The sequence below is a fragment of the Parvularcula bermudensis HTCC2503 genome (genome assembly GCF_000152825.2).
Classification (GTDB): Bacteria; Pseudomonadota; Alphaproteobacteria; order Caulobacterales; family Parvularculaceae; genus Parvularcula; species Parvularcula bermudensis.
Window position 1 is genome coordinate 921351 of record NC_014414.1, and the last position, 24643, is coordinate 945993.

At 61.3% G+C, this 24643-nt stretch carries 23 protein-coding genes; 18 read left to right on the plus strand and 5 right to left on the minus strand.

The window, feature by feature from the left end; genetic code table 11:
• Window positions 1-40: 40 nt before the first annotated feature.
• The 3 genes from PB2503_RS04465 to arsC are packed head-to-tail and all read left to right on the plus strand — an operon-like array spanning window position 41 to window position 2171.
• Window positions 41-1201, plus strand: a complete 1161-nt coding sequence (locus PB2503_RS04465; RefSeq protein WP_013300037.1) for a PQQ-dependent sugar dehydrogenase — start codon at window positions 41-43, stop codon at window positions 1199-1201.
• Between the two features lie 16 nt (window positions 1202-1217).
• Complete coding sequence (locus PB2503_RS04470; protein ID WP_013300038.1) at window positions 1218-1724, plus strand: CreA family protein; 507 nt, start codon at window positions 1218-1220, stop codon at window positions 1722-1724.
• Between the two features lie 21 nt (window positions 1725-1745).
• Window positions 1746-2171, plus strand: a complete 426-nt coding sequence (gene arsC, locus PB2503_RS04475) for an arsenate reductase (glutaredoxin) (protein ID WP_013300039.1) — start codon at window positions 1746-1748, stop codon at window positions 2169-2171.
• A gap of 3 nt (window positions 2172-2174) precedes the next feature.
• Here the strand turns inward: arsC and gcvA are convergent, their stop codons facing one another.
• The gene (gene gcvA, locus PB2503_RS04480; RefSeq protein ID WP_013300040.1) at window positions 2175-3065 is read right to left on the minus strand and encodes a transcriptional regulator GcvA; all 891 of its coding nucleotides are present in this window, start codon (window positions 3063-3065) and stop codon (window positions 2175-2177) included.
• 120 nt (window positions 3066-3185) lie between these two features.
• Here gcvA and cysG point away from each other — a divergent pair, with 120 nt between their 5' ends.
• The 8 genes from cysG (at window position 3186) to truB (ending at window position 9856) form a co-directional block, all read left to right on the plus strand.
• Window positions 3186-4592 carry a siroheme synthase CysG gene (gene cysG / locus PB2503_RS04485; protein ID WP_013300041.1) on the plus strand — a complete coding sequence of 469 codons (1407 nt, stop codon included), beginning with the start codon at window positions 3186-3188 and terminating at the stop codon, window positions 4590-4592.
• A 48-nt stretch (window positions 4593-4640) separates the two neighbouring features.
• Window positions 4641-5018 carry a DUF2849 domain-containing protein gene (locus PB2503_RS04490; protein WP_013300042.1) on the plus strand — a complete coding sequence of 126 codons (378 nt, stop codon included), beginning with the start codon at window positions 4641-4643 and terminating at the stop codon, window positions 5016-5018.
• A complete protein-coding gene (locus tag PB2503_RS04495; protein ID WP_013300043.1) occupies window positions 5018-6688 on the plus strand; it encodes a nitrite/sulfite reductase in 1671 nt (556 codons plus the stop codon). The genes PB2503_RS04490 and PB2503_RS04495 overlap by 1 nt, the downstream gene beginning before the upstream one ends.
• Window positions 6675-7067, plus strand: coding sequence for a DUF934 domain-containing protein (locus PB2503_RS13810; protein ID WP_013300044.1), 393 nt, complete (start codon window positions 6675-6677; stop codon window positions 7065-7067). The genes PB2503_RS04495 and PB2503_RS13810 overlap by 14 nt, the downstream gene beginning before the upstream one ends.
• Window positions 7068-7081: 14 nt before the next feature.
• On the plus strand, window positions 7082-7798 hold the full coding sequence (locus PB2503_RS04505) for a phosphoadenylyl-sulfate reductase (protein WP_013300045.1): 717 nt from the start codon (window positions 7082-7084) through the stop codon (window positions 7796-7798).
• A 38-nt stretch (window positions 7799-7836) separates the two neighbouring features.
• Window positions 7837-8220 carry a 30S ribosome-binding factor RbfA gene (gene rbfA, locus PB2503_RS04510; RefSeq protein ID WP_041534890.1) on the plus strand — a complete coding sequence of 128 codons (384 nt, stop codon included), beginning with the start codon at window positions 7837-7839 and terminating at the stop codon, window positions 8218-8220.
• Window positions 8221-8295: 75 nt separating this feature from the next.
• On the plus strand, window positions 8296-8778 hold the full coding sequence (locus PB2503_RS04515; RefSeq protein ID WP_013300047.1) for a hypothetical protein: 483 nt from the start codon (window positions 8296-8298) through the stop codon (window positions 8776-8778).
• A 115-nt stretch (window positions 8779-8893) separates the two neighbouring features.
• Window positions 8894-9856 carry a tRNA pseudouridine(55) synthase TruB gene (gene truB / locus PB2503_RS04520; protein ID WP_013300048.1) on the plus strand — a complete coding sequence of 321 codons (963 nt, stop codon included), beginning with the start codon at window positions 8894-8896 and terminating at the stop codon, window positions 9854-9856.
• Between the two features lie 7 nt (window positions 9857-9863).
• On the opposite strand, the gene PB2503_RS14660 is transcribed toward truB, so the two are convergent.
• Complete coding sequence (locus PB2503_RS14660; protein ID WP_013300049.1) at window positions 9864-10028, minus strand: hypothetical protein; 165 nt, start codon at window positions 10026-10028, stop codon at window positions 9864-9866.
• A 216-nt stretch (window positions 10029-10244) separates the two neighbouring features.
• Between PB2503_RS14660 and PB2503_RS04525 the strand changes: the two genes are divergently transcribed.
• Window positions 10245-10697 carry a hypothetical protein gene (locus PB2503_RS04525; RefSeq protein ID WP_013300050.1) on the plus strand — a complete coding sequence of 151 codons (453 nt, stop codon included), beginning with the start codon at window positions 10245-10247 and terminating at the stop codon, window positions 10695-10697.
• On the opposite strand, the gene truA is transcribed toward PB2503_RS04525, so the two are convergent.
• From truA to def, 3 genes are read right to left on the minus strand one after another with little or no spacing between them, the layout of a single operon-like run.
• Window positions 10690-11451, minus strand: coding sequence for a tRNA pseudouridine(38-40) synthase TruA (gene truA / locus PB2503_RS04530; protein ID WP_013300051.1), 762 nt, complete (start codon window positions 11449-11451; stop codon window positions 10690-10692). The two genes, PB2503_RS04525 and truA, sit on opposite strands and share 8 nt — an antisense overlap.
• Window positions 11448-12407, minus strand: a complete 960-nt coding sequence (fmt, locus tag PB2503_RS04535) for a methionyl-tRNA formyltransferase (protein ID WP_013300052.1) — start codon at window positions 12405-12407, stop codon at window positions 11448-11450. The genes truA and fmt overlap by 4 nt, the downstream gene beginning before the upstream one ends.
• 2 nt (window positions 12408-12409) lie before the next feature.
• Window positions 12410-12922, minus strand: coding sequence for a peptide deformylase (gene def / locus PB2503_RS04540; RefSeq protein WP_013300053.1), 513 nt, complete (start codon window positions 12920-12922; stop codon window positions 12410-12412).
• A 213-nt stretch (window positions 12923-13135) separates the two neighbouring features.
• Between def and rmuC the strand changes: the two genes are divergently transcribed.
• From rmuC to PB2503_RS04570, 6 genes are all read left to right on the plus strand, one after another.
• Window positions 13136-15367: a DNA recombination protein RmuC gene (gene rmuC, locus PB2503_RS04545; RefSeq protein WP_158305821.1), complete on the plus strand. Its 2232-nt coding sequence runs from the start codon at window positions 13136-13138 to the stop codon at window positions 15365-15367.
• 217 nt (window positions 15368-15584) lie between these two features.
• On the plus strand, window positions 15585-16853 hold the full coding sequence (gene hemA / locus PB2503_RS04550; protein ID WP_013300055.1) for a 5-aminolevulinate synthase: 1269 nt from the start codon (window positions 15585-15587) through the stop codon (window positions 16851-16853).
• Window positions 16854-17110: 257 nt separating this feature from the next.
• A complete protein-coding gene (locus tag PB2503_RS04555) occupies window positions 17111-18871 on the plus strand; it encodes an AMP-binding protein (protein WP_013300056.1) in 1761 nt (586 codons plus the stop codon).
• A gap of 229 nt (window positions 18872-19100) precedes the next feature.
• Window positions 19101-20255 (plus strand): efflux RND transporter periplasmic adaptor subunit, encoded by a 1155-nt coding sequence (locus tag PB2503_RS04560; RefSeq protein ID WP_148235191.1) that lies wholly within the window; start codon window positions 19101-19103, stop codon window positions 20253-20255.
• Complete coding sequence (locus PB2503_RS04565) at window positions 20252-23356, plus strand: efflux RND transporter permease subunit (RefSeq protein WP_013300058.1); 3105 nt, start codon at window positions 20252-20254, stop codon at window positions 23354-23356. The genes PB2503_RS04560 and PB2503_RS04565 overlap by 4 nt, the downstream gene beginning before the upstream one ends.
• A complete protein-coding gene (locus PB2503_RS04570) occupies window positions 23343-24605 on the plus strand; it encodes a TolC family protein (RefSeq protein ID WP_148235192.1) in 1263 nt (420 codons plus the stop codon). The genes PB2503_RS04565 and PB2503_RS04570 overlap by 14 nt, the downstream gene beginning before the upstream one ends.
• The last annotated feature ends 38 nt before the right edge of the window (window positions 24606-24643 follow it).

The following is a 24643-nucleotide window of genomic DNA, read 5'->3' on the forward strand; positions in this document are numbered from 1 at the left end:
CTTCACCTAGGTGGTAATTGGAAACAGCTGGAGTCTCGCCATGCGATCTGCGATCCACATTGTTGGACTGAGCGTCCTCATGTCACTGCCTGCCTGCTCAGAAGAGCCGCCTTCGGCCCAAGGACCGGCAGAGGGGCCGTTCGATGTCGAGGTCGTTGCGCAGTTCACCCAGCCCTGGGCCATGACCTTTCTGCCGGACGGGCGCTTCTTGGTGACGGAAAAGCCCGGATCCCTCAAATGGGGTACTCAAGAAGGCTTCGTATCGGACCCGATCGAGGGGGTGCCCTCCGTCGATTACGGCGGGCAGGGCGGTCTCGGTGATGTGATCGTCCACCCCGATTTTGCCGATAACGGGCTTGTCTATCTGTCCTTTGTCGAGGCGGGAGAAGACAATACCCGCGGCGCCGCCGTCATGCGGGCGCGCCTCTCCTTGACCGAGAAGGGCGGCGCTCTCAGTGACGAGACAATAATTTGGCGCCAGACCCCTAAGGTGACGGGGCGCGGCCATTATAGCCATCGGCTGTTGTTCTCCCCTGATGGCGACTATCTGTTCATCACCAGTGGCGACCGCCAGGAACAGGCCCCGGCGCAGGACCTCTCCAATACGCTTGGCGCGGTTATTCGCCTGACGCCGGAGGGCGAGGTGCCCGAGGACAATCCATTCGCCGATAAGGGCGGGGTGACCGCGCAGATCTGGTCCTACGGCCATCGGAATATGTTGGGGATCGCGTTCGATGCCGACGGCGTGCTGTGGGAGCATGAAATGGGACCCAGGGGCGGCGACGAATTCCAACGGATCGATCGCGGAGCAAATTACGGCTGGCCGGAAGTATCCTACGGCGATAATTACAACGGGGTGCCGATCCCCCCGCATGAGCCGCGGGACCCAACCTATCGCCACCCCGATGAATGGTGGAATCCAGTGATTTCTCCTTCAGGAATGGTCATTTACCAGGGCGAGGCCTTCCCCACCTGGCAAGGCAGCGCGCTGATCGGGGGGCTGTCATCGGAGAGCCTCATACGCGTGAGTTTCGATTGTGAGCTGTCCGGTCGGGAGATTTGCGAGGCGGAGCGATTTAATATGGGGCAACGCATCAGGGAGGTCGAAGAGGGCACCGACGGGACGGTTTTCTTGCTTGAGGACCAGCGTAGTCGCGGCGGCGCGGGGGGACGGCTTCTCAAACTCACCCCGGCGGGATAGACAAGACGCCATGCGCATGACCCTGCTTCTCCCCGTCCTTATCGCCGCGTTCCTTTCGGGGTGCGGCAATGACAATGAGGTTGGGGAATTCAAAAATGATTTCTACGGGAACGAAATCAAGGTGCAAGCCTTGACCGATCCAAAGGTGGAGGGCGTGACCTGTCACCTCACCTATTTCGATCGTGGGGTGCTCGACCGGATGGCCAAGGGCAATTGGTTCGAAGATCCCTCCAACTCGTCCATTGCCTGTCGGCAGACCGGGCCGTTGCGGATCGACGATATCGATCTGTCCAAGGACGGAGAGATGGTGTTCTCTCAACGCCAAAGCCTTGTCTTCAAGTCGATTGGTGTCAGGCGGGTCTTCGACAGTGATAATCAAACGCTGATGTATATCGTCTATTCGCGCAAACCCATCGACGGGTCGGCCAAAATGGCGCTGTCGACCGTGGCGCTTTACGGTCAGGATGTGGAATGGATCAACGGCGCCCCGACCTCTACCCCGACCCCGGCCAGCGGGCTTTAAGGCCGGTCTTGCAAAGGAGGGATGGCCATGATTGTCATTTATCATAATTCCCGGTGCGGAACGTCACGGGTCACTCTTTCCCTTATTAAATCGACCGGTGCCGACCCTGTGATCGTCGACTATTTGAAGGCGGGCTGGACAGAGGGCCATTTGCTGGGACTGTTCGCGGCGGCGGGCCTCACACCGAGGGAGGCCTTGCGCGCGAAGGAAGCGAAAGCCAAGGAGCTTGGCCTGCACGAGGAGGGCGTTCCGGCGGCGGATATTCTGGCGGCGATGGTCGCCCATCCCGTTCTCGTCAACAGACCGTTTGTGTGCACGAAAAAGGGAGTGCGTCTCTGCCGCCCATCCGAAACGGTCCTCACGCTGCTTGACGGTCCCTTCAAGGGCCCGGTTACCCGCGAGAATGGGGAGATGTTGATCGATGGTGACGGCCGTCCGGTGGTGTGACGACTACCCGGTCGCTTCCTCGACGATCCATGATTTGAAGGCTTTGACCTCGGGCAGGGCGGCCTTCGCATGGGGATGGACCAGCCAATAGGCGAAATCTGTCGGACTGGTCAGGTCGAAGGGGATGACCAGGCGCGCCGCTTCGAGGTCGGCCTCGGCAAGGGCATATTTCGCCAGCGCGACGCCGCGTCCGGCCACCGCCGCCTCGATGACGAGGGAGGATTGATTGAATCTCGGCCCGCGGGTGCCATCGACCCGTGCCCCCGCCGCCTTCAGCCACATCGGCCAGGTCGCAATCTCGTGATCATTCCCATTGTCATGTAGAAGCGTGTGGTGCGCGAGATCTCCGATCTTCTTAAGGGGCGGCTCGGCAGTCAGGAGCTTGGGGGCGCAAACCGGCACGATCTTTTCGTTCATCAACCGCTGAACATCGAGATCAGGATAGGTGCCTTGGCCGTAACGGATGGCAACATCGACATCGTCCATGCTGAAATCGATCAAGTCCATGTCGGCGTGGACATAGACATCGATATCGGGGTGTCGTTCCTGAAAACGATCGAGCCGCGGGACGAGCCATTTGGAGGCGAAACTCGGGGCGACCGAGACCGCCAGCCGGCCCGAGCCGCGCTGTTGGCCCATGAGGCGGACCCCCGCATCGAGGCGGTCAAAGCCATCCCTCAACGAGGGAAGGGCGGCAATCCCCCCTTCGGTCAAGACAAGACCCTTGGCCCCGCGGTGGAAGAGCGACACCCCCACGGTCTCCTCTAGTAATTTGACCTGCTGGCTCACGGCGCCGGGGGTGACGTTCAGCTCTTCGGCGGCTTTCGTGAACGAGAGATGCCGTGCAGCGGCCTCAAAAGCCCTGAGAGAGTTAAGGGGCGGCAATTTTCGCATAAGTCTGTCCCTTTCGCGGTGCTTATAGAATTACTGAAGCTTTCGCTGCAATGATTCGTTTGCCTCGGTTGGCTTCACGACCCAAATCTCGACTATTGCGACGATGGTTTAGAGATTCTGATGCGATATTTTCCTGCCTTTTTTGATCTCCGGGGGCGCGCGGTGATTGTCGTTGGCGGCGGCGAATTGGCGGTGCGCAAGCTAAGGCTGTTGATGAAGGCCGACCCCTTTGTGACGGTTGTGTCCGCTGAGGATAACAGCGCCGTTGCGGCGGCCTTTGGCGATCGGGTTCGCCGGGTCGCGCGTCCGCTATTGCCCGCTGATTTGACGCCGCGACCGGCGCTTATCGTCATCGCCACTGAGGATGAGGCGGCGGCAAGGGTCGCCCTCGATCTTGCTCACCAGGCGGGAATCCCCGTCAATGCCGTCGATCGTCCCGCGCAGTGTGACGTCGTCATTCCCTCGATCGTGGAGCGGGGAGAGATGGCGATCGGCATTTCCACCGGGGGGGCGGCCCCTGTGCTGGGACGGCGGGTGAGGGAGCGGCTCGAGGCCCTGCTGCCGGCGCGCCTCGGTGACCTCATTGCCTTTGCGGCCGAGCGGCGGGACGCCGTGGCCCATGCTGTGCCCGCTTCCCGGCGGCGCGGGTTCTGGGAGCGGCTGTTCGACGGGCCCGCCGCCGAAGCGGTCCTTGCCGGCGACCAGGCGGCGGCGGAGACTGCCTTCACCCAGGCGCTTTCTTCGGTCGACGAGGGCCAGCAACAGGGGCATGTGGCGATCATCGGTGCCGGGCCGGGGGATCCGGAGCTGCTGACGCTCAAGGCCCTCAGATATCTGCAAGAGGCCGATGTCGTTCTCTACGATAATCTGGTTTCCGACGCGGTCCTTGAGCTGATCCGGCGGGATGCGGCGCGTCACTATGTGGGGAAGAAGCGGGCTGATCATGCGCTGCCGCAGGAAGAGATCGCGACGCTGATGATCGCCCATGCCCGTCAAGGCGCGCGGGTCGTCCGATTGAAGGGCGGGGATCCGTTCATCTTCGGTCGCGGTGGGGAAGAGCTTGAGGCGCTGCGGGCCGCAGGGGTCGCCGCCACCATCGTGCCGGGCATTACGGCGGCGGCGGGCTGTGCGGCCGCCACCGGCATTCCCTTGACCCATCGCGGTCTGTCCCAGGCCGTTACCTTTGTCACGGCAGAGGCGGGGAAGGGGGGCGCGCCCGATATCAATTGGTCAGCGCTTGCCGCCCTTCGGCATACTGTGGCCGTCTATATGGGGGTACGCCGCGCCGGACAGGTGGCCAATGCGCTGATCGCGGCGGGTCGCGGTGGGGCAACCCCCGTTGCTGTTATCGAGCGGGGGACACTGCCCGAGCAGCGCATCATCCGTACGCATCTATCGGCCCTCTGTGCCGGGGTTGCCCATCATGAGATCAAGGGGCCGGCCTTGTTGATCATCGGCGAGGTTGCCGCCTTGGCCGATGATGGCGCGCTCAGGGAGATCGTGGCCCAAGGGGGGCTTGCGGCATGACCTACAGGACTAAGGGGTATCTGACCTCCCCTCAAAAGGAGACGGACAATGAGTGCTGAAACAGGTGGACCCCGCGATGCCCCGGCGGCGAAGATCAGTGCCGGCGGTGTCAAGAAAGGGAAGAATGTCGGCGCCAAGGTGGTGACGGCCAATGACCTCATGACCGGGGCCGTGATCTATCTTAAGGACGATGCGGGGTGGACGGAGGATCTTCGCCAGGCCGTGGTCGCCGAGGGGGACGAGGCGCTTTCTCTGCTCGACCAGGCGCTCGCCGATGAGGCCCATGCCGTCGGCCCCTATTTGATGGATGTCGCCGAGGAGGAGGGGGTGGCCCCGACGGGACGCGCTCTTCTGCGGGAGCAGATTCGCGACACCGGACCGACGATCCATCCCGAATTTCGCCGCCATTTTCCGGAGGCTCGATAATGTATCAATACGACAAAATCGATCGCCAGGTCGTTCAGGCCCGTGTCGACGAATTCCGTGACCAGGTGGCCCGGCGCATAGACGGTCAGCTTACTGAGGACCAATTCAAGCCATTGAGGCTGATGAATGGCCTCTATTTGCAATTGCATGCTTATATGCTGCGGGTCGCCATCCCCTACGGCACATTGTCGTCGGACCAATTGCGGGCGCTCGGCCGATTGGCGCGGGAATATGACCGGGGATATGGTCATGTAACGACCCGCCAGAATATGCAGTTCAATTGGATCCGACTGGCGGATATGCCGGATATCCTTCAATTGCTGGCCGATCACGATATGCATGGCATACAGACGAGCGGGAATTGCATTCGGAACACGACCTGCGACCCCTTTGCGGGCGCGACCTCGGACGAGATCGAGGACCCGAGGGTATGGTGTGAGATCATCAGGCAATGGTCGACCTTTCATCCGGAGTTTTCGTTTCTCCCCCGGAAGTTCAAGATCGCCGTGTCGGCGGCCTCATCGGACCGGGCGGCCGTTCAGGTGCATGATATCGGTCTTTATCTTCACCGCAACGAGGCGGGAGAATCTGGGTTTCGCGTTTTGGCCGGCGGCGGTCTTGGGCGCACGCCCTATATCGGGTCGGTTATCCGGGATTTTCTGCCCAAAGAGCAATTGCTTGGTTATCTTGAGGCGATCCTGCGGGTCTACAATCTGCATGGACGGCGGGACAATATTTATAAGGCCCGGATCAAGATTCTCGTCAATGCGCTGGGGGAGGACGAATTTCGACGCCAGGTCGAGGAGGAATGGACGGCTCTTCTCGCCGAGGGGCCCGGCGGCTCCGTCGATTTGCCGGAGGCTGAACGGGCGCGGATTGCGGCCTTCTTCACCGGTCCGTCTTTGGTACCCGATCCGGACGGTCAGGCGCATCTCGATGCCGCCAGCGCCGAGGACGGTGTTCTGAAGCGTTTCGTCCGTAATAATCTTTCAGCTCACAAGGTTGAGGGCTACGGCATCGTCACGGTCTCTCTCAAACCTGTGGGGAGCCCGCCTGGCGACATCACGTCGGCGCAAATGTCCGCGCTGGCCGACCTCGCCGATGAATACGGGTGCGGAGAAATCCGCACCACCCATGAGCAAAATCTGGTTCTGCCCTATATCCGGCTGCGTGACGTGCCCAGCCTGCATGGCGCTTTGGTGGATATCGGGCTCGGGACGGCGAATGCCGGGCAGATCACCGACATCATTGCGTGCCCTGGCCTTGATTATTGCAATCTCGCCAATACCCGGTCGATTCCGCTTGCGAACCGTATTCAGGAGCGGTTCGCCGACCCCGAGAGGGGGGAAATAATTGGGGGGCTGAAAATTAAAATCTCAGGCTGTATCAATGCCTGCGGCCACCACCATGTCGGCCATATCGGTATTCTCGGCGTCGATAAAAAAGGCGAGGAGTTCTATCAGGTGACCTTGGGCGGCACCGCCGACGAACAAGCGGCGATCGGTTCGATTGTCGGAAAAGGGTTGAGTGCGGACGAAGTCGTCGATGCTGTCGACCGGGTGGTCGAAACCTATCTCTCAATCCGGTCGGCGGCGGAGGAGAGCTTTATCGATGTTTATCGCCGGGTCGGCGACACGCCGTTTAAGGAGGCGCTTTATGCTGAGGCTTAAGGTCGAGGAGGGGGCATTGGTGCTGCGGACGCCGGCGGCGGCGGAGACGATTTTGTCTCTGGCGCCCGACGAGGAGGTCGCCGACCGGGCCGATGAGGTGAACGCGGCCGAGGTGATCGAGCTGTGCTTTTCCACTTTCAAGGATGGTCGCCCTTTCAGCCAGGCTCGGCACTTGCGCCGTATGGGGGTTCGCGGCGATGTTCGGGCCAGGGGGGCGCTATTGCCCGATCAGATCCGCTTTGCCATCGGTGTCGGCTTTACCAGCTTTGACCTCGAAACGACGGACGATGTCGATCTGGTACGGTCGCTGATTCAGCGTTTCCCTGTGAGTTATCAACCTCGTCCTGGGGCGAGGGCGGCGTGGAGCCAGAGAGTATGACGAGAGCTAGTCAAATGGCGCAGATCGAACCGACATCGCCGAGCGCCGAAGAAGTGCGGGCAAAAGCCCTGGCCGACCGGTATCGCGGCGCGGACGCGGTGACGGTCTTACGGGCGGCGATCGAGGAGGAATTCCCCGGCGATATCGCGCTTGTCTCCTCCTTCGGCGCTGAATCCGCTGTTCTATTGCATCTTGTGGCCCAGGTGGCGCCGGATCTGCCGGTCCTGTTCATCGACACCGGAAAGCATTTCGCGCAAACGCCGATCTATCGACGGAATTTGGCGAAGAAGCTGGGGCTCACCAATGTGCGTGATCTTCATCCGGCGGCGGACGAGGTGGCCGTAGAGGACCCGGACGGCGATTTGTGGCGGCGCGATCCAGACGCCTGCTGTACCCTCAGAAAGGTGCGACCCCTCGATAGTGCCCTTCGGGATTTCGGGACCTGGATTACCGGGCGCAAACAGTTTCATGGCGGACAGCGTGTCGATCTGCCGACCTTCGAGCACAAGGGCGATCATTTTAAGGTCAATCCCATCGTGTCCTGGGGCCCCGATGAGGTTGAGGCTTATTTTGCGGCTCACGATTTGCCCCGGCACCCCCTTGTCGATCAGGGGTTTCCGTCGATCGGATGCTGGCCCTGCACCCATCCCGTGGCGACGGGCGACGATAACCGGGCGGGCCGCTGGCGCGGATCGGCAAAGACGGAATGTGGGATCCACACTCGCCTTTGATGATTGAAGCGCCATGCTGATGCCCTTAGGTCCTCAGCATGGCTTTACGACACGATCACCACACAGGCGCGCGGTCTCAAAGGCAAAGGCGGGCGGGCGAATTGATCCGCCACGCCCTCGCCGAAATGTTTCAGCGCGAGGAAATCCACGAAGAGGCGTTCCCGACAACGCCGGTCACAATTACCGAGGTCAGGGTTTCCCCCGACCTGAAATCGGCGACCGTCTTCTGCTCGGCGCTCGGTAAGGATGTGTTCGATGAGGAGGTCGCGCAGCTGAACGCGATTTCCGGCGCGATCAGGCAGGTGCTGGGGCGCAAGATCACGATGAAATACACGCCGTCCCTGAAATTTTTGCCCGACGAGACGTTCGAAGAGGCGGCCCGCATCAATGCGCTGCTGAAAGAAACCCGCCGCGTCGACTAGGAAATCTCGGTCTTTAGCGTTAATATCCAAGGCATGGTTTTTGGTGATCGGTGACGGCCATAGGGGGGCTTGACCATGTTTTTTAGGCGGAAACATCGGACTGCGGCGGATGCGCCGCCGGCGCTCTCTCCAAAGGCGGTTCAACCTCGGACGGCGCACGCGCCTGAGCCGGAGGCGACAAGCCTTGAGGGCTCCACCCCCCAGGTTGAAGAGGCAGTCGAAGAGGCACGGGACGAGGCGCCCGCCGCCGCGGCGATCGCGGTGCTGTCGGATGACAAGCCGGCGGTGCTGGTCGAGGCGGGTGAGGGCGGCGGCGAGGTCGACACCGCCGATGAGGGGGCCATTCGCCTTTTCCCCGGCTTTGAGCGCGACGATTTTGAGGTCGGCTATCGCGCGGACGGACCGACACTGGTTCTCCGCTGGAAGGACGGCGGCGACTGGTTTGACGTACCGTCATTGTTCAATCGGGGGATCCTTGCCGCTATGGATGAGCGGGAAAGCGCCTCTGACCTCAATCGGCTATTGCGGAATTACGGCTACGACGTCGACGCCGCCTGATCCGTCGCTTTCGGCGGCGCCATCGGGGAAAATGGCGGGCCTGAGAAGGGGGGTCGCCAAACCCTCTGGCGGCGGCTAAGGGCGCGTCCTTTTTGCAGCGAAAAGGCGAAATGCGATGGCGCGTCGTCGGCGGGGTCAGCCCCTTCATGGCTGGCTCGTTCTCGATAAAGCATATGATTATGGATCGACCGAAGCCGTCTCGAAATTGCGGTGGTTGTTCGATGCCCAAAAGGCGGGACACGCCGGAACCCTCGATCCCTTGGCGACCGGGGTGTTGCCCGTCGCTTTTGGGGAGGCGACGAAAACGGTCCCCTACATCCAGGATGGGAAAAAGACCTATCGCTTTACGGCGAAATGGGGCGAGGCGCGCAGTACGGATGATCGTGAGGGAGAGGTCATCGCCACCAGTGCCCATCGGCCTGAACGGTCTGAGATAGAGGCCCGTCTCTGCGATTTCGAAGGGAATATCGAACAGATCCCCCCCGCCTTTTCGGCCGTGAAAATCGACGGCGAGCGGGCCTATGATTTAGCGCGGGAGGGGGTCGCGGTGACGCCGCCATCGCGCATGGTGTGCATCGATCGATTGAGCTTGCTTGATTGTCCGAGCGAAGATGAAGCTGTGTTCGAGGCGGTGACGGGAAAAGGCACCTATATCCGCGCATTGGTTCGCGACTTGGCAAAGGCCCTGGGAACCGTCGGACATGTTGCCGCCTTGCGCCGTACCGCTGTGGGGCCCTTTTCGGAAGAGATGGCGGTGACGATGGAGGAATTGACGGGCCGTCCGTCGACGGATCGACTGACTGTCGACGATCGTCCGGCTGAGCCGGCGCAATTTTTATTGCCGGTGGAGGCAGCGCTGGCGGAGCATCTGTCGGCGACGGTGGACCGGGCCCAGGCGGCGCGGCTGCTCAATGGCGGTGACGCCATCCTCGCCGCCCCGTCGATGACCGGTCTGCGCGCTGGCCGCGCCGGTGATATCGAACCCGTGATGGCGATGGAAGGCGACAAGCCCGTCGCGATCTGTCGCCTCGAAGGGATGAAGCTGCGCCCGGTCAAGGTTTTTGCTTTCCGCGAGTAATGGCCCTTCAGCCCTTGGGGGGCGTGGTCGCTTCGTCGACGACATCGCTCTGCTCTGCGATCTCCTTGGCATCGTCTTCGGTCACATGGCCCTGATGATGTTGCTGCTCGTCCGTCGCTTCATCGCGCAGCCGATCCATGCTGCCATTGTCGGTCATGGGAAGTTCACGCATCTCAAATCCTTTCGTCAGCTGACGATCGCGCCCTCGGGAGTGAGGGACGCATCGTGGGTGGGTGGAAAGGGAACGAGAGAGTGAGGGGAGGGTTCCGCCGCGCCCGCCTCTCGCCCTCGGAACTTTTCGGGTCGCGACCGTGTTGTCATCTAATGGGGACAGCTGGCATTGCAGGGCCAAGCCACATAAGCCTGACATGACATTCGGAGGTGGGGCATGAACACATTATTGGTTTCCGTCGCGGCCCTCGCGGCCTGGCAGGGCAAGCCGATGTTTTCCGTAGACGACGCGGCCTATTGCGCCGCGGTCTATGCCTTTACGCTGGATGCGATGTCGCGGGCGGAGAACGTCCCGGTCGCAAAGCAGCGCGAGACGACCGAGGGCTTGGCAAAGTGGGAATATGAACTTTCCGCCGCCGGAGAAGACCTCGCCACAGCAGCGTTGCAGGGGCGTGCGGACCGGGCCGTCGCTGAAGTGCGGCAGCAAATGCCGAATGGTGTCGGGGCCGAGGCTGCCGCGGCGCGGGGGACATTTCTTCTCGAAAGCTCCGCCCAGTGCGATGCGCAGCTGACGGCGGCCTATGGGGTGTCAGAGCATCCCATCGTGCCGTTTTTGAGGAAGGCCCAGGTTGAAGTGGCCCCCGGCACCGAAGGGCGCGGCCTCAGATAGCCGTGGGGGGATAGTCCGCTTTAACGAAATAAAGGCCGTGGGCCGGGGCAACCGGGCCGCAAGCGCGGCGGTCACAGGCCTGCAACGCGTCATAGGGCTGCGACAGCGCGGCGCGGCCCAAGCCCACTTGAACAAGGGTCCCAACCAGCGATCGGACTTGATTGTGCAAAAAGGACGGGGCCGACAAGGCGCAATGGACCTCTTGCCCGACCCGCGTGACCTCAAATTGGGACAGTGTTTTCAGCGGGCTTTCCGCTTGGCAATGGGCTGACCGGTATGTGGTGAAATCGTGCTGCCCGATAAGGGGGTGCGCCGCCTTTGCCATGGCGTCCACATCGAGGGGAGCGATGACGTGCCAGACCCGATCACGCATGAGGACCGGGGGGCTCCGCCGGTCGAGAAGCCGATAAAGGTAATGCCGTCGATGGCATTGAAACCGGGCGTGAAAGTCGGGGGATACCGGTTGCGCCAACAGGATGCTGACGGGGGCCGGCCTGAGATAGGCGTTGAGCCCGTCACGAACATTATCTGGCGGCAAGGCCTTCGCCAAATCGAGATGGGCGGTCATGGCGATTGCGTGGACACCTGAATCGGTGCGGCCGGCCCCATAGCACGCCCCGGGGGCCTGGGTCAGGCGCGCCGCTGCCTCCTCGATGGCCCCTTGCACCGACGGGCCATTGTCCTGTCGTTGCCAGCCGACAAAAGGCGTTCCGTCGAATTCGACCTCAATGCGGTATCGGTGTTGCGCGCTCACGCTAGGCGGTCGCCCGGGGCAAGGGCAAAGCCTCGGCGAAACGCGGCTGCGTCCTGCGGGGCTTTTCCTGGGCGCTGAAGGAGCAGGAGGTCCAAGGCCCCCTGACCCGTTGCGACCCTGACGCGATCCTCGGGAGCCGGCAGGATCGTTCCCGGCGCCGCACCGACCGCCCCCCCATCCGCTCCCTCGCCCTCGACTAAACGGCTATCGAGAAGCTTGAGACGGATCGGCTCGCCCCCCCGGTGCACCATGACCCAGGCCCCGGGAAAGGGGGACAGGCCGCGGATATGGCGATCGAGGACCCTGGCGCTTCCCGACCAGTCGACCGCCGCTTCCGCCGCACTGATTTTCTCGGCATAGGTCACACCGCTTTTTGATTGGGGGGTCGCCTGTAGCCCCCCCCGGTCGAGGGCTGCGAGGGCGCGGGGCAACAATTCAGCCCCGGTCTGGGCGAGGATATCGGTCAATTGTCCTGCTGTTTGATCGGCACCGATCGGCACGGTTTCAGATAACAGGATGGGGCCGGTATCGAGCCCTTTTTCCATCTGCATCACTTGCACCCCCGTCATCGCGTCCCCCGCCATGATGGCCCTTTGAACGGGCGCGGCGCCCCGCCAGCGCGGTAGGAGGGAGGCGTGGAGGTTGAGGCAACCATGGCGCGGGGCCTCAAGAAAGGCCGTGGGAAGGATCAGTCCATAGGCAACGACGATGCCCAGATCGGCATTGAGATCGACAAAACGCTGGGTCTCCGTTGGACCTTTCAGTCGGTCAGGGGTCCGCACTTCAATCCCATGCGGCTCGGCGAACTGGTGGACGGGGGTTTTTTGGACCCGGTGACCGCGGCCGCTCTTTCGCGGCGGCTGGCTATAGACCGCGATGACCTCGTGCCCGGCGGCGAGCAAGCTCGCCAGGGCGGGAACGGCGAATGCCGGCGTGCCCATGAACACGATGCGCATTGCTAGGCCGCCGCGGATCGGTCGCGTTTCAGCTTCTTCAGGATCCGCTCCCGCTTCAGTCGGGAAAGATGATCGATGAACAAAACGCCTTCTAGGTGATCCATCTCGTGTTGAATGCAGGTGGCGAGCAGTCCCTCCGCCTCAAGGGTCCGCGGGGTGCCGTCATAATCAAGATAGTCGACGGTGCAGGTGGCCGGGCGTTCGATTTCTTCGTAATAATCGGGGACCGACAAGCAGCCCTCTTGATAGGGGGCAAGATCCGTCGCCGGGTTCCTGATGACCGGATTGACGAAATATCGCGGGGCAGGGGGCTCACCTTCTCCGGCCAGATCCATGACAATCACCCGCTTGGGGACGCCAATCTGGATGGCGGCCAGACCGATCCCCGGCGCCGCATACATGGTCTCGAGCATATCATCCATCAGCGCCCTCAGCTCATCGTCGACGCCGTCGACCGGGGTCGAAATCTCCCTCAGTCGCGGATCGGGCGCGGTCACAATCGGTCGAATAGTCATCAAGAGCAGGTATGATCCCGATCGTATCCGGTCAATCCATCGAGCCTGCCCGTATTTCGGTCCACCCGCGTGATATCTTCACTCATCGGGGGAAACTGGCATGATGCTCGCATTTTCGCCTTTCGTGGCTTAGTCTCATGTATTTATGGTGGTCGAGCGCTGGTGCAGCGCAAGAGAGTTTGGTGTGGGCCTTTGAGAATGTTTCTCGTCCCCATGACAGCACAATTTCCTAGCGTGCCATTCGAAGAGGAAATGGCGCGGGCAGAGGAGGCGTTGGCGATGCTGCAGGATGATCCCTCCTTCTGGGGGCAGAATATGGGGTGGATAATCGGCGTGGGGGCCATCATCCTTGTCGTTGTGGCGATGCTGGCCATCCTGGTCGGACGCCAAAGGCGCTCCGCCGACGCCTCCTATCGCGCGCAAGGCACGCCATTATTCGACGACCGTGATGATGGCTATGCCGATGACATGCCTTTTGCAGAGGTCATCATCGAACGGGACTCTGCCGAGGACGAGATGGCTGAGATGCCTGACGAGGAGACAGCTGTGTCCGAAGGGAACGATTTCACTGACGCGCGCGGGGACGAGACGGTCGAGGCGGAAAAAGCGCGCCCCGCTCCCCGTTCGGCCCCCGCCCGCGACTTCCGCCAGTGGCAGCAACGCCGCCGCGCGACCGATACGGCAGAAGAACAAGACCCCGCGAAAGTGGTCCCCTTAAGAAGTGTCGAAACGGCGCAAGCGGCCCCCGCCGCCTTTGCCGATCTCGATGAAGGCGAAGGATCCCGCGACGCCGCGGCGGAGGAGGGCGGGCCGACCCCCTTGCGCTATGCCTATGGGGGGCGGACGACATCGCGGCAGGACGGTCCAACGGTCCACGGGCAAGCGGGCGGGCAAGCGGGTCTGCAATCCGGTGCCCCTGCGGCCCCGTCGTCTTCCGGCGCTTTCGCCTCCCGATCGCGCGGTGAGGCCGATGAGAGCCTGTCCTCGGGCGAGCGTCCCTATATTGCGCCCTTTATCAGAGAGGACATTGAGCGCTCCGAACGTCGTCAGGGGCAGCGGATCGACGATCTGAAATCGGATATCGCCAGCCGGTTCGATCGCTTGCAGCGGGAGCAATTGGCGCGTCTCGACCGGCTGGTCACGACAATTGATCACCGTTTGGAGGCTCATGGGGAGCGTCCGGAAGACCCCACCGAAGCCCTGCGGGATATCGACCATGCCATAGGGTCCCTTCGCCGGGATCTCGACCGCGTGAGCCTGTCTCTTGACGAACAGGGCCGTGTCGCCCGCGACATGGGCGATCGCATCGATGACCGGCTTCAGGATCTGCCGCGTCTCAAAACCGCACTTGAAGATCTGGTCGATCGGGTATCCGACGATAAGGACGAGGAAGAGGCGGCCGGCCTCTTGCGCGCCCTCGACCGGACCCTCGATGGTTTACGGGACAGCTTCCGCGATCTCGCCGATCAAGTGGCGGCGCTTCAGGAGACGAGCGCTCGGCAGGCGCATGCGCAAAGTCGGCCGATGGCCTCGGCGTCATTATCCGATGTCGTGCGCATGGCGCTGCCCGACCACGAAGTGGCGTTCGGTGTGACCTTGCGGACGGGGTATGTTGTGGACTGTGCGATCGAACTCGATGGGCACAGGGGGCTTGTGTCCATCGATACGGGCTTCCCGACGGAAGTCTTCGACGACCTCGCCTCGGACTTGGCCGCTATCCAGTTGAATGAGCAGGCCATACGCTACGAAATTCGGGAATTGATCCGCGATGCGGAGGAGCGGGCGATCTCGCCGGGGGAAACGATTGAGGGATGCCTTCTCTACATCCCCTCCGAGCACGCCTTCACCTTGCTGAACGAGCGGTTTCCCGAATTGGTGCGTGAAGCGCGGCGCCGGCATGTCTGGTTTGCCTCTCCGGCCAGCCTGACCACACTGCTCGGCTTGATCGATGCGCTCCACCCCAGTGAGATGGCTGGCCCGTCGGGGGGGGGCGCGGCCGCGCCTGGGGACCAGGCGGCGGATCGCCCCTCTTTCCCTGACAGCTGGGGGATGGATGCGGCGCGTCCCCCCTTGACCCATCGTTCCGAGCCAGAGCCAATGCCCGAAACGCAGATGCAGCGTCTCCAGCGGGAAAATGACGATTTGCGGCAACGCGCCGATAGCACACAGGCCGAACTCATGCGTCTGCGTACCGCTCTCTCCGGCGTTATTGGGGCCGACGCTTCCGCCTCTCACGATATGGCGTTGTCTTCGTCCCCCGCCGACGCGGAGTCCCGCCTCGATCTCCCCGAGCCCCGGACAGGGGCCAGGACTGGCGGGACGGGGGCCAGGACTGCTGCCAGGACAGTTGATTGGCTCAGCGGCGCCTCTGCGTCCGATTGGCTCGGGGGCACGACGGACACGGCGTCCCTATTTACGGGCCCCAAAGGCCCCCTATCTCGGTAAAGAGTTTGAGAGGGTTCTCAAGGCGTAACCGTCCACTACCGGACATAGTCATGCCGTTCAGATGCGCGTAATCTTATTGCGCTAACCCTGACATCATTGAGGCGCCTCAAATTTTGGCGTCTGCAATGCCGCAATAGTCGATTCAGTCTCGACAAAGGGCGGTGAGTGGCGTCAGAGCACACAATGGCGATATCGTAAGGAGCTGACGAGCAGCACCATGAAATTTTCCGCCCATTTCGACGCTGCCCTGGCACAGCTCCGTCGTGAGAACCGCTACCGTACCTTCGCTGACCTCGAACGCTTGGTCGGTCGTTTTCCAGTGGCGCGGTATCACGGACCGGATGGCGTGCGAGAGGTCGTCGTTTGGTGCTCCAATGATTATCTCGGCATGGGCCAGGCGCCCTTTGTCCTCGAAGCCATGACCGAAGCCGCGTCGCGCACGGGCGTTGGCGCGGGCGGAACCCGTAACATTTCCGGGACCTCCCATCCCCTTGTCACCCTCGAAAAGGAACTCGCCGATCTCCACGGCAAGGAAGCGGCGATCGTCTTTACAAGCGGTTTTGTGTCGAATGATGCGACCCTTTCCACCCTCGGAAAGTTGCTGCCCGGCTGTGTGATGATCTCGGACGAGATGAATCACGCCTCAATGATTGAGGGGATCCGTCGATCTGGCTGTGAAAAGAAGATCTTTCGGCACAATGACACGGCCCATCTCGAAGAGATTTTGCAGCGATTGCCGCATGACCAGCCAAAGGTGATCGCCTTTGAGAGCGTCTATTCCATGGACGGCGACATCGCGCCCATCGAGACGATTTGTGACTTGGCCGATCGGTATAATGCCCTGACCTATATTGATGAGGTCCATGCCGTGGGCATGTATGGCGCGCATGGCGGCGGCATCACCGACCGTGAGGGCTTGGCTGATCGGATCGATCTGATCGAAGGAACGCTGGCCAAAGCCTTTGGTACGCTGGGCGGCTATGTGGCGTCTTCCAAATCGGTGATCGATGCCATCCGCTCATTCGCGCCGGGCTTCATCTTCACCACGGCATTGCCCCCAGCCATCGCGGCGGCGGCAACGGCCTCGATCCGGCATCTCAAGACGAGTGCGACGGAACGTCACCTCCACCAAGAGCGTGTGGCGGCGACCAAATCGGCAATCGAAGACGTCGGCCTCGTGGTGATGCCGAGCCAGACGCATATCGTCCCTCTCTTCGTGGGGGACCCGACCCTGTGTAAAGCGGCGGCCGATCGTCTGCTATCGGTGCACGGGATTTATATCCAGCCGATCAATTACCCCACCGTCCCCCGGGGTACTGAGCGGTTGCGGATTACGCCAACGCCCTTGCACGATGAGCATTATATTGCCGCGCTGGCGGGGGCGTTGTCGGAAACCTGGGACGCCCTCGATATTCCCCGGCGGCGGGTCGCGGGGGAGGAGACGATCCCCGCCCCGCGCATCGCGCTCCACCGCGCCGGCGGGTAACGCCCGCACATCTGCGTTCCCCCGCCCTTTATGATTGACGATGCGCCCGCTCTGCTCGGGTTACGCAGACATAGTCTGGTGTCGCGTGCGTTGATCGGCTAAAGCACGACCAATTCTGCGCGAGGATGATCGATCATCCCTAGCCGTATGGGTGGATGTGTGTAATCAACACTATAGTTGAAGCACAAATATCCACTGCGGTGATCCCTGGGGATACGAGAAGGCCTCAAATTGGCCCGGTTTGTAAGGAGGAGTATATGGACGAAAGCGATACAACGGTTGAACCTGAGGTCAATGCCGATGCCGGTACTCCTGCCTCGGCGGTTATGCCTTCTCCTGAGGTGTGGACCAAGAGTTATCCGGCGGGTGTCCCCGCAACGGTAACATTGGGGGAGGATGAGACCTTTACCGGTCTGCTGACCGAAAGCGTGAAGAAGTACGGGGATAAGGTCGCGATCCGCTGCATGGAGACCGACTGGACCTATCGTCGTCTTGACGAAGATTCCCGCGCCTTTGCCTCGTATTTGCGATCAAAAGGGATCAATCCCGGCGATCGTGTGGCGATCATGATGCCGACCGTCCCGCAATATGTGGTATGCCTTCTTGGCGCTCTCCGGGCTGGGTGCGTCATGGTCGGCGTCAACCCGCTCTACACCGCGCGCGAGCTTTGTCATCAGCTTGAGGATAGCGGCGCCGTCGCGATCATTATCTTCGACCAATTCGCCTCGATTTTCGCGACGATCCGCGAAAAGACCCCGGTGAAAGAGGTGATCGTCACAAAGGCTGGCGATATTTTCGGCGGCCCCAAGGGCGCGATCGCCAATCTGGTCGTCAAATATGTCCAGAAGAAAGTCGACTCCTACAGCATCCCCGGGCACACCAAATACACCGATGCCATCAAAAAGGGTCGATCGCTGCCGAATGCCGATATCAAGCGGTCCCCGGACGAGATCGCCGCTCTCCAATATACCGGCGGGACGACGGGGGTGGCGAAGGGCGCCGTTCTGAAGGAGCGCAACCTGCTCGCAGCCGCTAAAATCGGCGATGTCTGGACCAAGCCCGGTCGGGAGCGGGAGCCGGTTTTAGAGGAGCAAAAGGCGCTCATTCCCCTGCCGCTCTATCACGTCTTCACCCTTTATGTGGTGGCGAGCAGCCTGGGGATTGGGGCCACTTGTATCTTCGTGCCTGATCCGCGCGATGGGAAATTGCTGGTCAAGACCATGGCGCGAAACCCGTTCAATCTGATGATTGGGGTCAATCGCCTCTATCAGGGCCTAGCGGAGGCTGAGGTCGATGGCGAGCCGGTTCTCAAGAAGTTTGTGGACTTCTCGAACACGCGCGCTTGCATTTCTGGCGGAACGCCGACCATGCGGTCGGTCGCTGAGTCCTGGCATAAACAAACGGGTCTGTGGATCATGGAAGGCTGGGGCATGACCGAAACGGTCGGCGCCGGGACGTGTAATCCTGACGGGCTCGATGGCTTCAATGGCACTGTTGGCTTGCCGATGCCGTCCACGCGTATCGAAATTCGCGACGATGACGGAAAGGCCTTGCCGATTGGGGAACGCGGCGAAATTTGGCTTTCCGGACCGCAAGTGATGGCCGGCTATTGGAAGCGGCCCGACGAGACCGCCAAAGTCATGGATGGCAAGGGCTTCATGGCCACCGGCGATATCGGCATCATGGACGAAAACGGGTTCATTGAGATTGTCGACCGGAAGAAGGATATGATCCTCGTCTCCGGCTTTAACGTCTATCCGAGCGAGATTGAGGATGTTGTCGATACGATCGAGGGCGTCAGCGAAGTGGCCGCGGTCGGTATCCCCAGCGAGCGAACCGGTGAAGCCGTCAAATTGTTCGTGGCGAAGTCGGATCCCAATTTGACCGAGGCGGATATCATGGCCGTCTGCAAACGGGAGCTGACCAATTACAAGCGGCCGAGCAAGATTGTGTTCATGGACGAGCTTCCGAAGTCGGCCGTCGGGAAGATCTTGAAGAAAGAGCTGAAGGACGTCTGACCTTCAGTCTCTCTGCCGTCGGCGCGTCCTTTTCCCAAAATCAACAGCGGCGGTGTGCGCCGCTGTTTTCAGGGTGATCGGTTCCTCCCCCGCCGATAGGGGGGCGAGGCCCCGCATACCTGCCGTCAACTCCATTCTAACCTTGTTCTGGCACACCTATTCCCGACGAAGCGCGCCTTAAGCGCGCAAGCCAAGTCCGTCCGCCAGGCCGGACGGGGATAGGGTGTTGGTGCGTATATTCTGGTCGATCCTTGCAATGGCATTGTGTCTGGGGATGGGGATTGCCTATTTCACCAGCTCCCAGGACTCGGCAGTGATCGAAGTCGAGCCTCTCCCCGTCGCGGTTTTCCCCGTTCACTATCAGGAGACCTATCAACAGCGGCGGCTTTATTCCGGGCGGGTATTGCCTGCCCAGCGCACTGATTTGGCGTTTCGGATCGGGGGGCGGATTGATCGGGTGACGGTCGATGTTGGCGATCGGGTGGGGCGGGGCGATGTACTTGCTCGGGTGGACACCTCGCCATTCCTGACCGCGACCCGGGCCCTTGAGGCGCAGCTGCACGAAGCGCAGGCTGAAGCGACCCGGGCAACGCGATTTTTCGACCGGACCAAGACCTTAGAAGCACGTGGTTTTGCCACGACCCAAGAAGTCGACAATGCCCTGGCCGGGCGTGATGCCTCATTGCAGCGGGTGGAAAGTCTCGCGCGACAGGTGGAGGCGGCCCAAGAGGATCTCGCCGATGCAAGTCTCCTCGCCCCGTTCGACGGCACGATTGTCGAGCGCTATGTCGATGAGGGGACCGTCATTGATGCCGGCCGTCCGATCGTTCGGGTAAGTGGCGAGGGACGGCTTGAGGCCGAAATCGATCTGCCCAGTGCCCAAGCCAGCCGTCTTTTCCGGGGCCAGGACCTCGTCCTTGTCCATGATGGGGTGCCGCTGGACGGGACGGTGACCGGGATTTCTCGCGACATCGATCCGCTGACCCGGAGTCAGACTGTTCGTATCGGCCTTCAGGATCATATGGGCCTTCTTCCCGGCGCGCTTGTCCGTCTTGAGCTGTTCGAGACCCGCGCCGCTCGCGGCTTTTGGGTACCGCTTGGCGCATTGCAGGAAAGCTATCGCGGTCTGTGGTCGCTCTATGCCGTCGACCGTAAAGGTGAGGGGGCGGAGGGACGTATTGCGCGCTATGACGTCGAAATTCTGTCGATTACGGAGGATCGGGCTTATGTCACGGGCACGCCAACGGATGGACAGTCGATTGTATCGGACGCTCCCTTCCGATTTGTGCCAGGCCAATCCGTCAAGATTGTCCGAGAGGAGACGGCTCCCACGCGGCCGACCCTCCTATCAGGATTAGCGGATCGCGGATTGCGACGGCCATGAAGACCGTATTGTTCGATCATCCGCGCGCCTTGATCCTCGTCATCTTGGTCATTCTCGTCGGCGGGATTGCGTCGCTGTTGACCATGCCGCAAGCGGAGGACCCAAAGGTTCGTGATCGAATTGGAACCATTCTCACGGCCTATCCTGGCGCGTCGGCTCTCAGGCTTGAGCGACTTATCACCGAGCCACTGGAACAACGATTGCTCGAAGTGCCAGAGATTGACACGCTTAATTCCGTGTCTTCCGGCGGTATGTCGTCAATCTGGTTTGAATTCCACGATCACGTGAATGATACGGACCAAGTTTTTGGGAAGATCCGTGACATTATTGAAGAAGTGACCCCGGATTTGCCGGTGGAAGCCGGACCGCCGCGTCTGCGTCATAATCATGTCTACGCCTATACTCTTCTGGCTGCCTTGATCTGGGAGGGGGAGGACGCGCCCAACCCGCTTATTTTGAAAAGGACGGCAGAGGAGCTTCGTAGCCAGCTTCGTCGGGTGCCGGGGACAGAATACACAGACATTCACGGCATCGGACCAGAGCAAATTGCGGTTCTTCTCAATGCGGATCGTGCCCAAGCTCATGGACTGTCCGAGCGGCAAGTGGCTGCCGCCCTTTCCCAGGCGGATACAAAGATCGCAGCAGGCCGTCTCTATGGGGATTATACCGAGTTTACTCTCGAAGTCGCGGGCGAGCTAGATACGCTCGATCGGATCCGGCAGGTGCCTATCCGTCAGGGGCCAGGAGGCGGCAGTCTTCGGATCGGAGATGTCGCCGATGTTTCTCGTGGCCTCGCCACCCCCGAATCAGAGGCGGTATTCATCAATGGACACCGCGCGGTTATTGTCGGCACCCGCCTAGAGGATGGCTTGCGTGTCGGTGCGTGGGCAAAAACCGTCAGACAAACATTGACCGCATTCGAGAACGACCTTTCCGGCGGTGTCGATCTAAAGGTCATCTTCGATCAGTCCGCTTACACGGATCAACGCTTTGGCGCTTTGGTATCGAATCTGGCTTGTGGGCTCGCTTTGGTGGTCGTGGTCCTGTTCTTTACCATGGGATGGCGGCCAGCCCTTATCGTGACGGCGGCTATTCCGTTGACGGTCCTTGCCTCGTTCATTTTCCTCGATCAGTTCGGTATTCCGATCCATCAAATGACTGTGGTCGGATTGATCGTCGCCCTTGGGCTGCTGGTCGATGCGGCCATCGTGATGTGCGATTCAGTTGGTCAGGCGCTTGATGAAGGCCAACCGGCGCGAACCGCCGTCGCAGCGAGCGTTGAGCGCCTTTGGCGTCCTTTGCTGAGCTCCACCTTGACCACTGCCCTCGCTTTCTTGCCGATCACCTTGCTGAACGGTTCAGCCGGGGAATTTGTGGGGCCGATTGCCGATAGTGTGATCATCGCGGTATTGGCCTCGTTAATCTTGGCATTGACGGTGGTGGCGGCGCTGGCAGGCCTGTTTCTAAAGCCGAGCCGGACGACCAATCATGTGCGGAAAAGTCCGTTCTCGCCACTTGCCCGGGGGTTCGACCGTCTTCTCGCCATGAGCCTGTCGGCTCCACGACTTTCACTTGCCGCCTCATTGATCGTGCCGGTTCTCGGTTTCTACGGTATAACAACGCTGCCGATACAGTTCTTCCCGCCGGCGGATCGGAATCAGTTCCACGTGCAATTACAGCTTCCGCCCCAGGCCAGCCTCTTGGCCACACAAGAGGCTGCCATGGAAGCCGATCGGGTCTTGCGGGAGATCGACCGTGTTCAGTCCATCGAATGGACCATTGGGAACTCTGTGCCCGCCTTTTATTATAACCTCAAAATGAACCGGGACGGGGCGCAGCATTTCGCGGAGGCCATTGTCACTCTCGATCGTCTCGATGACATGATGGGGGTCATCAACCGAACGCAAAGACGTCTTAGTGAGGCTCTCCCCTCGGTTCAGGTCAATGCCATGCCGTTGATGCAAGGCGCGCCGAGCGATGCGCCCTTTGAGGTTCGCTTGACGGGGCCGGATTTGCAGACCCTACAACGGCTGGGGGAGGATGTACGCCTCCTCCTTTCTCAGGTGCCTGGAGTGACGGTGACAACGGCCTCTCTGGCGGGTGGGGTTCCTAAGCTGTGGCTCGCGGCCGATGAAGACCGGGTCCAGGCGGCGGGCCTTACGCTATCGCAACTCAATGGCGATTTGGGCGACAAGCTCTTCGGGGTTGCGGCGGGGGCGGTGATTGAGGGGGAAACGTCGCTGCCGGTTGTCGTCCGACTTGACGACACCGCCCGGCGGTCAATGGATCAAATTCGTACACTGTCGATTAGCAATTCAAGCTCTCAAGGAATCGGAATCCCCCTTTCTGCACTGACTGAATTTGAGCTTCGTCCCAGTCCGGCGCAAATAACCCACTATGCAGGAGAGAGGGTAAACACGATCTACGCCTTTGTTCATGCGGGAAGTTTGCCAGGGGCTGCAGTGTCGGCATTTACCGAGGCGGTTGCCGAGGGTGAGCTGTCTTTCCCCCCAGGATATGGATTTGAGATGGGGGGAGACGCGGAGGCGCGCGCCAAAGCCGTCACCTCATTGATGTCGTCGGTCGGGTTGATCGTTGTCGCGGCGATCGCGACCGTCGTTTTATCCTTCAATAGCTTTCGTCTAGCCGCGATTGTCTTTGCCGTCGCGGCTCTCTCGATTGGCCTTGGCATGTTCAGTCTGGCAATGGGCGGCTTCCCCTTCGGTTTCGTGGTCATCATCGCCTTGATGGGGTTGGTGGGGGTGGCGATCAATGCCTCGATCATCATCCTATCGACCTTACAGAATGATCCGCCCTCAGCGGCCGGGGATCCCGATGCGATCAGGCGGGCCGTCTACGGTACGGCGCGACACATCACCTCGACGACATTGACCACATCGATTGGCTTTGTGCCTTTGCTTCTTTCGACAGGCGGGTTGTGGCCGCCCTTCTCTGCCACGATCGCCGGGGGCATTCTGCTGTCGACGATCGTCTCCTTCTTCTTTGTTCCTGCCTGTTTCCTCCTTTTACGGCGGAAAACTTCGGAAAAACCCATATCCCTCCCTCCACGACCGAAAGGATTGATCCGTGCTGACCTGTAGCGCAATCCTCGCGATCATGGCGAGTATGTCCGGTAGCTATGAGGAGACGAACGCGCTTCTGTATCGTCTGCTCGACACCCATCCGCAACTTTCCGCGGCCGAGACGGCCAGAGCCTCCGAAGCTGCTGCGCTCCGGGCGACGCAACGGCGACGGCTGCCGTCAGTCGCCCTGACCGTGGGGGCTGGGACGACGGAAGAGACCGTCAGGATAGATGGTCTCGATGGGGCGTTAACAGATAGCCGAGAGCCGGTAGGGGGAAGGCTGACCGTCTCCCAGCCCTTGTTCACCAGCGGGGTGATCGGTGGCGCCATTGGTGCGGCGAAGGCGCGTTTAGGCAAGGCGGACTTGACCCTTGATGCAACGCGTCAGGATCTTCTTTTCGCTGGGGCCGAGGCGATGGCTACTATCGTCAGGGACCGGACGGTGCTCGAGGCACGCCTGCGCAATGAAGACGTCCTGGCACAGCGTCTGGAGGAGAGTTGGGCCCGTCAGGACGTTGGGCTGGCGACCGTGACGGATGTGCAGCAATCGAGGTCGCGAAGCGCCCAGGCGACGGCAAACCGGGTCGCGGCCGAAGGGGCATTGGCCGTATCGGAGGCCCGCTTTGAACGAATTTTTGGATTTCCAGCGCCGGCGTCGTTGCAGATGCCCGTTCTTCCCGAAGCGCTACCGGAAAGCCTTGATGACGCTATTGGAACCGCTCTGGAGATCAGCCCGGACTATGCCCGTGCGGGGGAGGAGGTGAAGGCAGCACGGGCCACATTGAGGGCGCGTCGTGGGCAGCTCTTGCCTCAGCTCGCCCTAACCGCCGAAGCGGCGTATCAGGACGATCAACGGCTGGGGCTGCAAGTCGCCGAAGCCGAGAGCTATAGCATTATGGTCGAGGGGCGCTGGGACATCTTCGATGGCGGGGCCGGTTATGCGCGGGCCGCGGCCGCGCAGCAGGATGTCGGCACGGCGATGTTTCAGGAGGACGACAGCCGTCGCGCTTTGCAGGAGCAGGTGGCCGCCGCGTTTCATCGCCATCGTGTCGCGACCGCGTCTTTGCTTGCGCGCCGGGCGCAGCGCGATGCCGCCAGCAGCGCCGCCGAAGGGGTTGCTGAGGAATATCTCGAAGGACGACGGACACGCCTCGATGTGCTCGATGCGGACCGAGAGCTGAGTGACGCCGAAGTTGCCGTTATTGCGGCGGAGGCCGAGGAGGTCACCGCCGGTTTCGCGCTGCTCCGGGCGATGGGCGCTCTTTAGACCCCAAAAGCGTGCCGCGCCGACGGGGACGGAGAATG

Coding starts and splice junctions, on each gene's coding strand:
- PB2503_RS04465 (WP_013300037.1), top strand. CDS start 41: ATGCGATCTGCGATCCACATTGTTGGACTGAGCGTCCTCATGTCACTG.
- PB2503_RS04470 (WP_013300038.1), top strand. CDS start 1,218: ATGACCCTGCTTCTCCCCGTCCTTATCGCCGCGTTCCTTTCGGGGTGC.
- arsC (WP_013300039.1), top strand. CDS start 1,746: ATGGCCATGATTGTCATTTATCATAATTCCCGGTGCGGAACGTCACGG.
- gcvA (WP_013300040.1), bottom strand. CDS start 3,065: ATGCGAAAATTGCCGCCCCTTAACTCTCTCAGGGCTTTTGAGGCCGCT.
- cysG (WP_013300041.1), top strand. CDS start 3,186: ATGCGATATTTTCCTGCCTTTTTTGATCTCCGGGGGCGCGCGGTGATT.
- PB2503_RS04490 (WP_013300042.1), top strand. CDS start 4,641: ATGAGTGCTGAAACAGGTGGACCCCGCGATGCCCCGGCGGCGAAGATC.
- PB2503_RS04495 (WP_013300043.1), top strand. CDS start 5,018: ATGTATCAATACGACAAAATCGATCGCCAGGTCGTTCAGGCCCGTGTC.
- PB2503_RS13810 (WP_013300044.1), top strand. CDS start 6,675: ATGCTGAGGCTTAAGGTCGAGGAGGGGGCATTGGTGCTGCGGACGCCG.
- PB2503_RS04505 (WP_013300045.1), top strand. CDS start 7,082: ATGGCGCAGATCGAACCGACATCGCCGAGCGCCGAAGAAGTGCGGGCA.
- rbfA (WP_041534890.1), top strand. CDS start 7,837: ATGGCTTTACGACACGATCACCACACAGGCGCGCGGTCTCAAAGGCAA.
- PB2503_RS04515 (WP_013300047.1), top strand. CDS start 8,296: ATGTTTTTTAGGCGGAAACATCGGACTGCGGCGGATGCGCCGCCGGCG.
- truB (WP_013300048.1), top strand. CDS start 8,894: ATGGCGCGTCGTCGGCGGGGTCAGCCCCTTCATGGCTGGCTCGTTCTC.
- PB2503_RS14660 (WP_013300049.1), bottom strand. CDS start 10,028: ATGCGTGAACTTCCCATGACCGACAATGGCAGCATGGATCGGCTGCGC.
- PB2503_RS04525 (WP_013300050.1), top strand. CDS start 10,245: ATGAACACATTATTGGTTTCCGTCGCGGCCCTCGCGGCCTGGCAGGGC.
- fmt (WP_013300052.1), bottom strand. CDS start 12,407: ATGCGCATCGTGTTCATGGGCACGCCGGCATTCGCCGTTCCCGCCCTG.
- def (WP_013300053.1), bottom strand. CDS start 12,922: ATGACTATTCGACCGATTGTGACCGCGCCCGATCCGCGACTGAGGGAG.
- rmuC (WP_158305821.1), top strand. CDS start 13,136: ATGACAGCACAATTTCCTAGCGTGCCATTCGAAGAGGAAATGGCGCGG.
- hemA (WP_013300055.1), top strand. CDS start 15,585: ATGAAATTTTCCGCCCATTTCGACGCTGCCCTGGCACAGCTCCGTCGT.
- PB2503_RS04555 (WP_013300056.1), top strand. CDS start 17,111: ATGGACGAAAGCGATACAACGGTTGAACCTGAGGTCAATGCCGATGCC.
- PB2503_RS04565 (WP_013300058.1), top strand. CDS start 20,252: ATGAAGACCGTATTGTTCGATCATCCGCGCGCCTTGATCCTCGTCATC.